We start from the raw sequence: 11,663 nt of genomic DNA, 5'->3' as shown, positions 1-11,663 counted from the left end.
GCCTTGGGGGCCGGAGGGATCGCCTTGGCCTTGGCCCGTGTCGGCGCCGGGCGGGTCACGGCGCGGGGTGCGGCGGGCTTTGCCGCTGGCGCCTTGGCTTTCGGGGTGGGCGGCTTGGGGGCCTGCACAACCTCGATCTCGGCAGTTGCCTCGGCCGCCTTGTGGCTCAGTTCCATCATCAGGCTCCGCTGGCGCAGTCCCGCCTGCAACAGGGTCTGACCGACCTTGACCTGAGAGGTCCAGAGCTTGCCCGACACCTTGATGCAGGCAAGCGTGATCTGAAAGGGTTGCATCAAGAGGGGCATCGAACTCTCCTTCTTTTATCTCAGTGAGCGGGCTTTGAGCCGCGGGTTTCGGGGCTGTGGCCCCGGGTTCAGTGTCCGGATCTAGTATTCCGTGGCGAAACTGGCCAGATCATCGGTTCGTATACCGGTCATCCGGGTCAGGCATTCATAGAACAATTGCTGCTGCAGGGTGCCGCCGCGTGCCTTCAGGCTCTCGGCCTCGCAGGCCTTGTCACGATAGGGGATCCAGGCACGCTGCGCATCCCGCAGGATGGTCGCGGCGGGCACATCACCGGCACCGATGGACTTGTCCATCTCCTGCGCCTTGGCCATCGCCTGTTTCCAGACGGCGTTCAGAGCCGCATCCGCCTTGTCGTAATCAAGAGAGGCGCAGCCGGTCATTTCGACCTGCGCCACCGGATTGCTGCAGTCAAGCTGCTGCGCAAAGCCCGCGCTGACCCAACCCGACAGGGACAGCACACCGGCAAAGGCCATCCCAAGAAGGCGCAAATCTACCGTCATAGATCCCCCATCACGGCTTGATTGAAGCCAAAGATGCGCCGCGCACCGCCCACCGGGATCAGCTGCACCTCGCGGCGCTGGCCGGGTTCGAACCGCACCGCTGTGCCGGCGGCGATATCGAGCCGCATGCCCCGCGCCACGTCGCGGTCAAACTCAAGCGCTTCGTTCGCCTCGCCAAAATGGTAATGGCTGCCGATCTGCACCGGGCGGTCGCCGGTATTGGCAACCATCAGCGTGATCGCAGGGGCGCCTTCGTTCAGGGTCAGCCTGCCTTCGGCCGCAAAAAGCTCTCCGGGGATCATTTGCGGCCCCTGACCCGGGCCAGAACCAGCCGCCCGGCCAGCGCGATCACCCCCAGTGCCGCCACGATGGTCAGCCAGCCCGCGCCATCATGCGGGTGCATATGCAGATGGTCGCCGGTATGCGCCAGCGCGGGCGACGCGAAAGCGGTGAAAACCAGGGCGGGTGTGGCGATGCGTGTCATGTCTGGGGTCCTTTGGGTTACGCGTTTCGGCAGGCTGTCAGCGGATCGGATTGTGTACGGTGACCAGCTTTGTCCCGTCGGGAAAGGTGGCTTCGACCTGCACTTCGTGGATCATCTCGGCGATGCCATCCATGCACTGCTCGCGGGTGATCACATGGGCACCGGCCTGCATCATCTGGGCCACCGACCTGCCGTCCCGTGCGCCTTCGACGACGGCATCGGTGATCAGCGCGATGGCTTCGGGATAGTTCAGCTTGACCCCGCGGGCCAGCCGCTTGCGGGCCACTTCGGCGGCCATGGCGACCAGTAGTTTATCTTTTTCTCGGGGCGTCAGTTGCATGTTCGTCGGTTTCCGATGGGTTAGAGCATCCAGGGGCGGGGCAGGTCGCCATCCGAAAGATGGCGCAGGATTGGCAGAATTGCGTGGCGCAGGTCGAACCCGTCCGGGGCCGTCAGGCGCAAAAACAGCAGATCGTCGCTGAGGGCGGAAACCCCCGCGCCATCGGGCAACAGCGCGCGCAGAGTGTCAAGGTGCCGACGCGCATCGGGTGCGGCAAAGATCACCGAGGCAATCGCACCGCCCCCCGCCGCGACGAAGCGTCGGGCAAGCGTTGCATCGGCGTCCCCCGTCAGCCGCAGACGGTCGGCAAAGGCCAGACGCCCGTCGATGCGCAGGTCGATGCAGTCGTGCAGGGACAGATCACGCACCACCTCGCCCATGGCGGCGCGGCCGAAAATCAGCGTCTCGACCGCCAGCAGCGTGGCATCCCCGGCCATCTCGATGCGCAGCGACCGGTCCAGCGCCGAGCGGTCGAACAGGATCGTTTCCTGCGGCAGCCAGTCGATACGCGCACCGGAGGCGATGCTCAGCGTGGTTGAAACCCGCCCCGGATCCCCCGGAAGGGCGCGGTAGATGCGTTCGGCGGCCTGACTTGTCAGGCTCAGATGCGCACCCGCCGCAGCCGCGAAATGGGCGGTGAACTGATCGCCCCCCGTCACACCGCCCGAGGTGTTGAGCCAGACCGCCGGCATTGGCAGACCAGAGGCACGGGGAAACAGCAGCCGTGAGGCGCCGGATTGATGCAGATCGTCCAGCACCGTACGCCCGTCGCGACACCGCGCGGTCAGGTGCGTGCTGCCGCGCGCGCGTTGTGCTGCGGGGGCTTGGGCCTTGGTCATGCTCTGATCGTAGGGAATGACGGCCTCTCCGAACCTGGGTTCTTCAGGTAATTTCACATCAGAGGACGGGGACAAGATGGCGACGGCAGGACGGCCCGGCGCTGCCCCGTGCGGGGGTATCACATGCCCGAAACGCAGGCGAAAAACACCTGTTCGCACAAAATTCCATCACAATGGAATCACCCATGATCCGCTGCCTTTTCCGCCACCTGCGGGGTATAGGCGCAGCGGTCCGGCTTGATATCCAAAAGCGGCGTGCCGTCCAGACAATCCAGCCCGCGCACCACAAGCACCGCACCTTCGCGCCGCACCAGCCGCACACAGGAGGTGCCGATAGGATTGGGCCGCACGGGCGAACGCAGGGAAAACGTGCCACGGGTCTGACCATCGCCACGCGGGCTTTGCGTGATCAGGTCGCGACGCGATTCGTGCAGCCAGTACAGCACCTCGATCGTCTCGAACGCCTCGATCCCATCGAGCGCATCGGACCAGGGCGGATCCACCTCAAGCCGACACACCGGCCCGTCCAGGTCTCCCTGCCGGGGACAGTCCTCGCGCGTCAGAAAAGGGGTCGCGATGCGCCCGATAAAGCGCAAACAGGCGTCTTCAGCCGGGGCAAGATGCGCCAGCCGCTCTCCGGGGCGGATGTCAGTGCTGTCCTGTTCCATCGGGGTCCCTGATTGATTTGCGCCAAATCTACACGAATCCAAACCATTGGAAAGCAGGCGCCCATCACCTTCGGCGTGATCAGCCCGCAGGTATGCCCGGCCGGGGAAAACCCGAAGGACACCATCACTTTCCCTGCGACCAGAGATCACGATCCGCCCAAAAAACCGGCACGGCCCTTGCGCCGACACCCCCAGTGCCGCAATACTCTCTGTAAATCAGGAAATTCTGCAAGGGCCGGAAATTTTGCAAAACATCGGAGAGGCGATATCCTTGGCCTTTGCGCTGGTTCTGTCCGGCGACGGCGATCTGTACCGGATCGTTGCGCTGTCGCTGCGGGTGAGCCTGACGGCAACCGCCCTTGCCTGCCTATTCGGACTGCCGCTTGGCGCGCTGCTGGCGGTTGCGCGGTTTCGCGGGCGCGCGGTCGCGCTGGTGCTGGTCAATGCACTGATGGGGCTGCCGCCGGTGGTCGTTGGCCTGCTCGTCTATCTGCATCTGTCCCGTTCCGGTCCGCTTGGGTTTCTGGGGCTGCTCTATACGCCCACCGCGATGATCATCGCCCAGTGCATTCTGATCACCCCGATCGTCGCCGCACTTTCGCGGCAGGTGCTTGAGGATCTGAACGACGAATACGCCGAACAGTTTCGCTCGCTCAGCCTTACCCGACTGCAAAGCATCCGTGCGTTGCTCTGGGATGGGCGGTTCACCCTGCTGACCGTGGCGCTGGCCGGGTTTGGCCGCGCCGTGGCCGAGGTGGGTGCGGTGATCATCGTTGGCGGCAATATCGACCATCTGACGCGGGTGATGACCACCGCCATTGCGCTGGAGACCTCCAAGGGTGATCTGGCCCTCGCGCTCGCCCTCGGGATCGTGCTGATGGTGATCGCGCTTGGGGTGAATGGGCTGGTGCAATCGGTGCGCATGTCCGCCGTGCGGCAAGCCTATGCGTGAAGCCCCCCTTCCCCGGACCGATACCTGCCGACAGGTGCTGCCCTTTCCCGGACGGGCGGCTTCGGGGCCGTGCCTGTCGGCGCGCGGAGTGCGCTATGCCGCCGGGGGCCGGACGCTGATCGAGGGGCTGAATTTGCGGCTGCCGCACAGCGGGATCACCATGGTCATGGGACCTAATGGCGCGGGCAAGAGCCTGCTGCTGCGCCTGCTGCACGGGCTGATCCTGCCAGCAGCAGGCGGGATTTTCTGGGGCGATGCGCCGCTGGACGCCACCGCGCGCAAGGCCCAGGCGATGGTGTTTCAGAAACCGGTTCTGCTGCGCCGCTCTGTTACGGCCAATGTCGATTTTGTCTTGCGTCCCAGTGACATGAGCCGCCGGGATGCCCTGCTGCGTCGCGTCGGCCTGATGGATCGCGCAGCACAGCCAGCACGGCTGTTGTCGGGCGGGGAACAGCAGCGTTTGGCGCTGGCGCGTGCGCTGGCGACGGGGCCGCATCTGCTGTTTCTGGACGAACCGACGGCCAGCCTTGATCCCGCTTCGGCCCTGATGATCGAAGATATCCTGCGCGAAGAACGCAAGCGCGGCACCAAGATCGTCTGTGTCACCCATGATGTCGGACAGGCCCGCAGGCTGGCCGATGACGTCGTGTTCCTGTCGCAGGGCAGGCTGGTCGAACACCGCGCCGCAGATGCGTTTTTCGCGGCGCCCGAGGCCCCTGCCGCCCGGGCCTATCTTGAGGGTCGCCTGACGCTTTGACCCCGCTTTCCACCCATCCAATGAGGAGATTACGATGACATTCCACACGCTGATTTCAACCGTGGCCGTTCTGGCGCTGGGTGCCGGGTCTGCTTTCGCTCAGGACACGTCTATTCTGGTGCAATCCACCACCTCGACCGCGAATTCGGGGCTTTATGATTATCTGCTGCCCAAGTTCACCGACGAATCCGGCATCACCGTCAATGTGGTGGCCGTGGGCACCGGGCAGGCGATCAAGAATGCCGAAAACTGCGATGGCGACGTGCTGCTGGTCCATGCCAAGGCGTCCGAGGAAAAGTTTGTCGCAGATGGTTTTGGCGTCGCGCGGTCAGACCTTATGTACAATGATTTCATCATTGTAGGTCCTGAAACAGACCCGGCGGGCGTGGATGGCATGAGCGATGCCAAAGCGGCCATGCAAAAGATCGCCGGGGCCGAAGCGCTGTTTGCGTCGCGCGGCGATGATTCGGGCACACACAAGAAGGAAACGGCGCTTTGGAAAGCGGCAGGCGTGGATGCAGCCGCTGCGTCGGGCGGCTGGTATCGTGAAACCGGGTCGGGCATGGGCGCCACGCTGAACACCGCGCTGGGGATGAACGCCTATGCACTGACCGACCGCGCCACCTGGATCAGCTTTGAAAACAAAGGCGATTTCGACATCGCGGTCGAAGGTGACCCCGAGCTGTTCAACCAATACGGCGTGATCCTCGTGAACCCGGAAAAATGCCCTTCGGTCAAGGCTGAGGCAGGTCAGACGTTCATCGACTGGCTGCTGTCCGAGCATGGCCAGCAGGTGATTGCAGAGTACAAACTGAACGACAAACAGCTGTTTTTCCCCAACGCCCCGAAATGATCCAACGGTGTCTGGCGGGGTGAAACCACGCCGCCAGACACCGCAAAACACAGTCTGGAAACCATATGGAGTGCGTATGGTTTGCGTATGGCTGCGCTACAGCCTGCGCTCACGGCGGGCGGACATGCCAACCCTTGTCGCCCGGGCCCATCCGTCGCATAGTCGCGCCCGATCATGAGCAGCACATCCGACCAGAGCAGACCCGAATTCCTGACCGTGCGCGAGCTGGCAGATTTGCTGCGCATCAAGGAACGCAAGGTCTATGATCTGGCCGCCACCGGCGCCGTGCCCTGTTCCAAGGTCACCGGCAAGCTGCTGTTTCCGGAAAGCGAAATCCGCGCCTGGATCGCGCGCGGCAGTTCCGCCCCCGCCGGGATGGACACCGCGCCGCGCCCGCATGTCTTTCTTGGCTCTCACGATCCGCTGCTGGACTGGGCACTGCGGCAGTCGCGCTGTGGCATCGCGATCTATTTCGACGGATCGCTGGACGGGCTGGACCGGTTTGACGCGGGCGAAGGCATCGCCAGCGGGCTGCATATCTTTGACACTGGGGCGCAGGTCTGGAACCTGCCCGCCGTCCGCCCAAGGTTCGCGGCGCAGAACGTGGTGCTGCTGGCCTTTGCCAGCCGTCGGCGCGGGCTGATCCTGCCGCCCGGCGGCGGCGCGCGGATCAGCGGCATCGCGGATCTGACGGGCTGTCGCATCGCCCCGCGCCAGCCGGAATCCGGCACACACGGAGTGTTCGAACATCTGCGCGCCGCAGCCGGGCTGGCCCCCGATGCGCTGCGCTATACCGACACCGCCCGCAGCGAGGCGGATGCGGTGATGGCGGTGCAAAGCGGCGACGCCGATGCCGCCTTTGGGCTAGAGGCACTGGCCCGCCCCTATGGGCTGGATTTTGTGCCGGTGATCGAAGAACGCTTTGATCTGCTGGTGGACCGCAAGGCCTGGTTCGACGCACCCATGCAGCAGCTTGTCGCGTTTTTCCAGAGCGAGGCCTTTGTCCGTCATGCCGCAAGCCTGGGTGGCTATGACATCCGCGATATCGGCACAGTGCGCTGGAACGCCTGACCCTGTCCAAAGGATGCCCATGCTTTTGCAACTGATCCTAGGCAGTGCGATCATTGCCGTGACGGTTCTGGCAGCGGCGCTGGCTTGGTGGGGGCTGGAGGTCATGCTGAACCGCATCCACAATTGGGTCATGCGCCCGCCCCATGGGCTGAAGCTGAGCGTGGTTCTGGCGCTGGCGATGTTCTGGACACTGCTGATGATGACCGTGTCGGTCTGGGTCTGGGGTGTCGCGCTGTGGCTGTTGCAGGTCTTTGTGACTTTTGAATCGTCGATCTATTTCGCGCTTGTCGCCTTTACCACGCTGGGGTTCGGCGATCTGTTGCTGCCGGTGGAATGGCGGCTGCTGGGCGGGCTGGCGGCGGCCAACGGATTGCTGATCTTTGGCCTGCTGACGGCGATGCTGGTCGAAACACTCCGCCAGACGCGCAGCCACCAGCGCGATCACCGCCGCAAGAGCGGATGAGCGGCCACGCGGGCGGGGGGGTCATTCTAAGGCGGGCCGCCGTGTCCGCCAATCAGGTCCGGAACGCCTTGAACAGCGTGGTCAGGGCAAAGAACATCGCCGCGACGCAGACCATGGACGGCCCGGCGGGTGTGTCGAGGATGAACGCGCCCTGCAGCCCGCCCAGCGCCGAGAGGCCACCGATCAACGCGGCGAGGACGGCCATGCGCTCGGGTGTGGTGGACAGCGCGCGTGCGGCGGCGGCGGGGATGATCAGCATGGCGCCGATCAGCAGCGCACCGACAACCTTGATCGCGACGGCAACGACGATGGCCAGCGCGATGGTCAGCACCAGCTGTTCGCGCCGGGGGTCAAAACCTGCGGAATAGGCCAGATCCTCGGACAGGGTCGACAACAGCAGCCGTTGCCAGCGCCAGCCGATCAGGCCAATGACCACAGCCGCCCCGCCCCAGATCACGCCCAGATCGCCCTTGGACACGGCGAGGATGTCCCCAAAGAGATAGGCCGTGAGGTCGATGCGCACGCCTGGCACGAAGGTGACCGACACAAGGCCGAAGGCCAGCGCCGAATGCGCCAGCACCCCCAGCAGCGTGTCCATGCTGTAGCCGCGCCCCGACAAGGTGGACACGGTCACTGCCATGGCGAGTGCTGCCACCAGCGCCCCGGCGATGATCGGCAGGGACAGCGCCAGCGACAGCACCACGCCAAGGATTGCCGCATGGGCCGTGGCATCGCCGAAAAACGCCATGCGCCGCCAGACCACGAAACAGCCAAGGGGGGCAGCAGCCAGCGCCACACCGATGCCTGCGAGCGCGGCGCGGATCAGAAAATCGTCCAGTATCAATGGTTATGCTCCGCTTCGGGTGCCTGCGCCCCGTGGTGATGATCGTGGTGGTGGTCGTGATTGTGGTGATCATGGCCGTCGTGGCTGTGGGTGTGTTCATGCCGGTAGAGCGCCAGTGCCCCCTGCGTGCCCGACCCGAACAGCGCGCGGTATTCGGCGGCCTGTGCCACCACCTCGGGCGAGCCGGAACAACAGACATGGCCGTTGAGGCAGACCACCCGGTCAGAGGCGGCCATGACCACGTGCAATTCGTGGCTGACCATCAGCACAGCACAGCCAAGGCGACCGCGGATATGTTCGATCTGCCGGTAAAACGCCGCCGATCCGGGCTGGTCGAGCCCCTGGGTCGGTTCGTCCAGCAGCAGGATTTCGGGATCATTCAGCAGGGCGCGGGCCAGCAGCACGCGCTGAAACTGCCCACCGGACAGGTCCGCAAGCTGGCGGTTTTCCAGCGTCCCGGCGCCGGATTCGATCAGCGCCGCCTCGCGCCGTTCGGCGCTGACGGGTTTGGGCAGGTCCAGAAACCGCCCCACGGTCATCGGCAGGGTCGGATCCACGGCCAGCTTTTGCGGCACATAGCCCAGACGCAGCCCGGGCTTGCGTATCGCCTGCCCCGCTGACAGTGGCAGCGCACCGATCATCGCGCGCAGAAGCGTGGATTTGCCCGACCCGTTCGGGCCGACGATGGTCACGATTTCCCCGGCGGTGATCGCCAGATCGACACCCTGCAGCACCTCGGTCTTGCCATAGCGGACCGAGAGGCCGCGCGCTTCGAGCAGGGTCATGCGGTGGCTCCGGACTGGGTTTCGGGACGGCAGGCGGGGCACAGGCCCTCAGCCTCGATCACCATGCGTTCGACAGCAAAGCCCAGATCCTGCGCGGCGTCGCGCACCGTGGCGGCGGCATTGGCCAAATGTGCCTCGGCCACGGCGTCACAGCTGCGGCAGATCAGAAAGGCGGGCGCGTGGCGTTCGCCGGGATGGGCGCAGGCGATAAAGGCATTCAGACGCTCGATCTTGTGCACAAAGCCATGTTTCACAAGGAATTCCAGCGCACGGTAGGCGACGGGCGGCTGAGAACCCAGCCCCTCGGCCCGCAGGAGGTCAAGCACCTCGTAGGCGCCCATGGCGCGGTGTTGCTGGAGCAGGAGTTCGATCACCCGGCGGCGCACCGGGGTCAGCTGCAGCCCCTTGTCGGCGCAGTCCTGCACCACCGTTTCAAGCCCGGACGAGATACAGCTCGCGTGGTCATGGGTTTCAAATCCGACGGCGTCCATGGCTCTCTCTCCGGTCTGGTGTCGCTCACATAGGGGCTTGATATGTTATATTATCACATTTAACAAGCGTGAGACTCATCGTACTGCAAAAGGACGCGCCATGAAACATATCCTCCTGCCTCTATTGCTGGCCTCTGCCGCCCCGGTTCTGGCCGACGTGCCAAAGGTCGCCACCGACATAACGCCGGTGCAAGGCCTTGTCGCTGCCGTGATGGGCGATCTGGGCGAGCCGGCGCTGGTGGTGCCGCGCGGCAGTTCCCCGCATGATTTTGCGCTGCGTCCGTCCGAGGCGCGCGCCCTGCAAGAGGCAAATCTGGTGGTCTGGATCGGGCCGGACCTGCTGCCCAATCTGGTGAAGCCGCTGTCGTCGCTGGCCGAGGGGGCTCAGATCCTCACACTGGCGGAATTGCCGGGCACCCATCTGCTGGAAAACCGCTCTGAGGCGGTGTTTGGCGGCGGGGATGAGCATGGGGATCACGCCGAGAGCGAGGAGGATGACCACGACCATGCTGAGGGGGAAGATCACGATCACGACCATGCAGACGGCACAGAGCACGAGCATGAGGCTGATCACGACCACGATGAGGCCCAGCACCACGACCACTCTCATGCCGCGCATGATCCGCACACATGGATGGACCCCGACAATGCCACGCTTTGGCTGGATGCGATCGCGACCGAGTTGTCGGCGCTGGACGCGGAGAATGCCGGGACCTACCGCGCCAATGCGGATGAGGCCAAGGCCGCCATTGCCGAGGCCGTCGCGCAGTCCAAAGCGCGCCTGTCTGAGGTGCATGACATGGCCTATCTGTCGCTGCATGATGCCTATCAGTATTACGAGCAGGCCTTTGATCTGCACCCGATGGGCGCCATTTCCCTGAGCGATGCCAGTGCACCGGGGCCTGCCCGTCTGGCCGAGCTGCGCGACCTTCTGGCACAAGGTGATGTGACATGTGTGCTGGCCGAACCGGGTGGACCAGAGGGCTATCTGAACGCGCTGGGGGATGGTGACACACTCAAGGTGACCGAGGTTGATCCGCTGGGGTCCGCCCTGCCCGAGGGGGCGGGATTTTATCCGGCATTGATCAGCGATACGGCGGATAAGATCGCGAACTGCCTGACTCCGGCATCCTGAGCCGCGACCAATGATCTAAACCGGGCTGTCAGCTTGACAGCCCGGATGTGACACGGCTTTCTGCGCACACTCAGGAAAGCAAACCATGACCCAGACCACAGACCTGCGCCCCGATGCGCGCCGCCTTTTTGACGCTGCCGTCACCGCCGCTGATCCCGCGCTGGCGGTGCGGCGGCAACTGGCCCTGACGCCACTGCCGCAGGCCACGGGGCGCACTGTGCTGATTGCCGTGGGCAAGGCCGCGCCTGCCATGCTGGCCGAGGCCCTGCGCCATGTGAGCGGCCCGCACGAGGCGCTGGCCGTCACCCATCACGAAAACACCATGCCTGTGCCCGGTGCGCGGGTGCTGAACGCCGGTCATCCGGTGCCCGATGCGGCGGGGGCTGCGGCGGGGCAGGCGGTGATGGAGCTGCTGGACGGTTGCGGGCCAGAGGATCAGGTGATTGCGCTGATTTCCGGCGGCGGGTCGTCCCTGCTGCCCGCCCCCGTTGCAGGGATGACGCTGGCGGACAAGGCGGCGGTCAATCAGGTGCTGCTGTCCGGCGGCCTTGATATCGTGTTGATGAACCTCGTGCGTCAGCAGTTGTCGCAGCTGAAGGGCGGCGGGTTCCTGCGCCGCGCGGCCCCTGCCCCGGTGACGGCGTTCATCCTGTCGGATGTGATCGGCGATGATCTGCGGGCCATCGCCTCGGGTCCCACGGTCGGCCCCATCGGCACAGCGGCTGAGGCGCGTGAAATGCTTGAGGCACATGGGTTGTGGGACAAGCTGCCTGTGGCGGCACAAGAGGCCTTGGCGGCGGCGCGCGCGCCTGAACCGGTGCCGGAGGCGACGAACATCATGGTCGGCTCAAACGGTCAGTCGGTTGCCGCCATGGCGGATGTGGCGCGGGCCGAAGGCTGGGATGTGCGGGTTTCGGATCGGCCTCTGGTCGGGGATGTAGACGCCGCAGCGCAGGAGGTTCTGGCGCTGATGGCCCCGGTCAAGGCGCCCACCGCCCTGCTGTTTGGCGGAGAGACCACAGTGATCCTGCGCGGCGACGGGCGCGGCGGGCGCAATCAGGAGCTGGCCCTGCGCGTGGCGCTGGCGGCGCCCGATCTGGGGCAGGACTGGCTGTTCCTGTCGGGCGGCACCGACGGGCGCGACGGGCCGACCGATGCGGCTGGCGGCGGGGGGG

16 protein-coding genes and 1 pseudogene are annotated in these 11,663 nt (G+C 65.1%); 7 read left to right on the top strand and 10 right to left on the bottom strand.

From position 1 onward, the window contains the following. The 7 genes and pseudogenes from P775_RS00235 to tsaA form a co-directional block, all read right to left on the bottom strand. Positions 1-305 (bottom strand): annotated as a pseudogene (locus P775_RS00235) (hypothetical protein); the annotation flags it as partial. 81 nt (positions 306-386) lie between these two features. Further along, entirely contained in the window at positions 387-806 is a 420-nt protein-coding gene (locus tag P775_RS00230; RefSeq protein WP_099909085.1) for a lysozyme inhibitor LprI family protein, read from the bottom strand. After that, on the bottom strand, positions 803-1,108 hold the full coding sequence (locus tag P775_RS00225) for an urease subunit beta (protein ID WP_099909084.1): 306 nt from the start codon (positions 1,106-1,108) through the stop codon (positions 803-805). The genes P775_RS00230 and P775_RS00225 overlap by 4 nt, the downstream gene beginning before the upstream one ends. Next, complete coding sequence (locus P775_RS00220) at positions 1,105-1,290, bottom strand: hypothetical protein (RefSeq protein ID WP_099909083.1); 186 nt, start codon at positions 1,288-1,290, stop codon at positions 1,105-1,107. Before P775_RS00220 ends, P775_RS00225 begins: the two co-directional genes overlap by 4 nt. Positions 1,291-1,327: 37 nt before the next feature. After that, entirely contained in the window at positions 1,328-1,630 is a 303-nt protein-coding gene (locus P775_RS00215; protein WP_099909082.1) for an urease subunit gamma, read from the bottom strand. A gap of 20 nt (positions 1,631-1,650) precedes the next feature. Next, positions 1,651-2,469 (bottom strand): urease accessory protein UreD, encoded by an 819-nt coding sequence (locus P775_RS00210; RefSeq protein ID WP_099909081.1) that lies wholly within the window; start codon positions 2,467-2,469, stop codon positions 1,651-1,653. A 179-nt stretch (positions 2,470-2,648) separates the two neighbouring features. Beyond that, positions 2,649-3,137, bottom strand: coding sequence for a tRNA (N6-threonylcarbamoyladenosine(37)-N6)-methyltransferase TrmO (tsaA, locus tag P775_RS00205; RefSeq protein ID WP_099909080.1), 489 nt, complete (start codon positions 3,135-3,137; stop codon positions 2,649-2,651). A gap of 244 nt (positions 3,138-3,381) precedes the next feature. Between tsaA and P775_RS00200 the strand changes: the two genes are divergently transcribed. From P775_RS00200 to P775_RS00180, 5 genes are all read left to right on the top strand, one after another. Next, positions 3,382-4,089, top strand: coding sequence for an ABC transporter permease (locus P775_RS00200; RefSeq protein WP_099909079.1), 708 nt, complete (start codon positions 3,382-3,384; stop codon positions 4,087-4,089). Continuing rightward, positions 4,082-4,846, top strand: a complete 765-nt coding sequence (locus P775_RS00195) for an ATP-binding cassette domain-containing protein (RefSeq protein WP_099909078.1) — start codon at positions 4,082-4,084, stop codon at positions 4,844-4,846. The genes P775_RS00200 and P775_RS00195 overlap by 8 nt, the downstream gene beginning before the upstream one ends. Before the next feature lie 34 nt (positions 4,847-4,880). Beyond that, a complete protein-coding gene (locus P775_RS00190) occupies positions 4,881-5,699 on the top strand; it encodes an ABC transporter substrate-binding protein (protein WP_099909077.1) in 819 nt (272 codons plus the stop codon). A gap of 174 nt (positions 5,700-5,873) precedes the next feature. Then, positions 5,874-6,770, top strand: coding sequence for a helix-turn-helix transcriptional regulator (locus tag P775_RS00185; RefSeq protein ID WP_099909076.1), 897 nt, complete (start codon positions 5,874-5,876; stop codon positions 6,768-6,770). A gap of 19 nt (positions 6,771-6,789) precedes the next feature. Then, entirely contained in the window at positions 6,790-7,233 is a 444-nt protein-coding gene (locus P775_RS00180) for an ion channel (RefSeq protein WP_099909075.1), read from the top strand. A gap of 52 nt (positions 7,234-7,285) precedes the next feature. On the opposite strand, the gene P775_RS00175 is transcribed toward P775_RS00180, so the two are convergent. The 3 genes from P775_RS00175 to P775_RS00165 are packed head-to-tail and all read right to left on the bottom strand — an operon-like array spanning position 7,286 to position 9,353. Further along, on the bottom strand, positions 7,286-8,074 hold the full coding sequence (locus tag P775_RS00175; protein WP_099909086.1) for a metal ABC transporter permease: 789 nt from the start codon (positions 8,072-8,074) through the stop codon (positions 7,286-7,288). Beyond that, positions 8,074-8,862: a metal ABC transporter ATP-binding protein gene (locus P775_RS00170; RefSeq protein ID WP_099909074.1), complete on the bottom strand. Its 789-nt coding sequence runs from the start codon at positions 8,860-8,862 to the stop codon at positions 8,074-8,076. The genes P775_RS00175 and P775_RS00170 overlap by 1 nt, the downstream gene beginning before the upstream one ends. After that, entirely contained in the window at positions 8,859-9,353 is a 495-nt protein-coding gene (locus P775_RS00165) for a transcriptional repressor (protein WP_099909073.1), read from the bottom strand. The genes P775_RS00170 and P775_RS00165 overlap by 4 nt, the downstream gene beginning before the upstream one ends. A gap of 100 nt (positions 9,354-9,453) precedes the next feature. Between P775_RS00165 and P775_RS00160 the strand changes: the two genes are divergently transcribed. Together P775_RS00160 and P775_RS00155 are read left to right on the top strand one after the other, a co-directional pair. Next, complete coding sequence (locus tag P775_RS00160) at positions 9,454-10,488, top strand: zinc ABC transporter substrate-binding protein (protein WP_099909072.1); 1,035 nt, start codon at positions 9,454-9,456, stop codon at positions 10,486-10,488. Between the two features lie 85 nt (positions 10,489-10,573). After that, positions 10,574-11,663: glycerate kinase type-2 family protein (locus P775_RS00155; protein WP_099909071.1), on the top strand; the 1,090-nt coding region annotated here is incomplete at its 3' end.

This window comes from Puniceibacterium antarcticum (assembly GCF_002760615.1).
GTDB lineage: Bacteria > Pseudomonadota > Alphaproteobacteria > Rhodobacterales > Rhodobacteraceae > Puniceibacterium > Puniceibacterium antarcticum.
This window is presented reverse-complemented; position numbering and strand designations above follow the sequence as displayed.

What these genes read in the sequence shown, in the direction of transcription:
- P775_RS00230 (WP_099909085.1), bottom strand. Translation starts at nt 806, where the DNA reads ATGACGGTAGATTTGCGCCTTCTTGGGATGGCCTTTGCCGGTGTGCTG.
- P775_RS00225 (WP_099909084.1), bottom strand. Translation starts at nt 1,108, where the DNA reads ATGATCCCCGGAGAGCTTTTTGCGGCCGAAGGCAGGCTGACCCTGAAC.
- P775_RS00220 (WP_099909083.1), bottom strand. Translation starts at nt 1,290, where the DNA reads ATGACACGCATCGCCACACCCGCCCTGGTTTTCACCGCTTTCGCGTCG.
- P775_RS00215 (WP_099909082.1), bottom strand. Translation starts at nt 1,630, where the DNA reads ATGCAACTGACGCCCCGAGAAAAAGATAAACTACTGGTCGCCATGGCC.
- P775_RS00210 (WP_099909081.1), bottom strand. Translation starts at nt 2,469, where the DNA reads ATGACCAAGGCCCAAGCCCCCGCAGCACAACGCGCGCGCGGCAGCACG.
- tsaA (WP_099909080.1), bottom strand. Translation starts at nt 3,137, where the DNA reads ATGGAACAGGACAGCACTGACATCCGCCCCGGAGAGCGGCTGGCGCAT.
- P775_RS00195 (WP_099909078.1), top strand. Translation starts at nt 4,082, where the DNA reads ATGCGTGAAGCCCCCCTTCCCCGGACCGATACCTGCCGACAGGTGCTG.
- P775_RS00190 (WP_099909077.1), top strand. Translation starts at nt 4,881, where the DNA reads ATGACATTCCACACGCTGATTTCAACCGTGGCCGTTCTGGCGCTGGGT.
- P775_RS00185 (WP_099909076.1), top strand. Translation starts at nt 5,874, where the DNA reads ATGAGCAGCACATCCGACCAGAGCAGACCCGAATTCCTGACCGTGCGC.
- P775_RS00180 (WP_099909075.1), top strand. Translation starts at nt 6,790, where the DNA reads ATGCTTTTGCAACTGATCCTAGGCAGTGCGATCATTGCCGTGACGGTT.
- P775_RS00170 (WP_099909074.1), bottom strand. Translation starts at nt 8,862, where the DNA reads ATGACCCTGCTCGAAGCGCGCGGCCTCTCGGTCCGCTATGGCAAGACC.
- P775_RS00165 (WP_099909073.1), bottom strand. Translation starts at nt 9,353, where the DNA reads ATGGACGCCGTCGGATTTGAAACCCATGACCACGCGAGCTGTATCTCG.
- P775_RS00160 (WP_099909072.1), top strand. Translation starts at nt 9,454, where the DNA reads ATGAAACATATCCTCCTGCCTCTATTGCTGGCCTCTGCCGCCCCGGTT.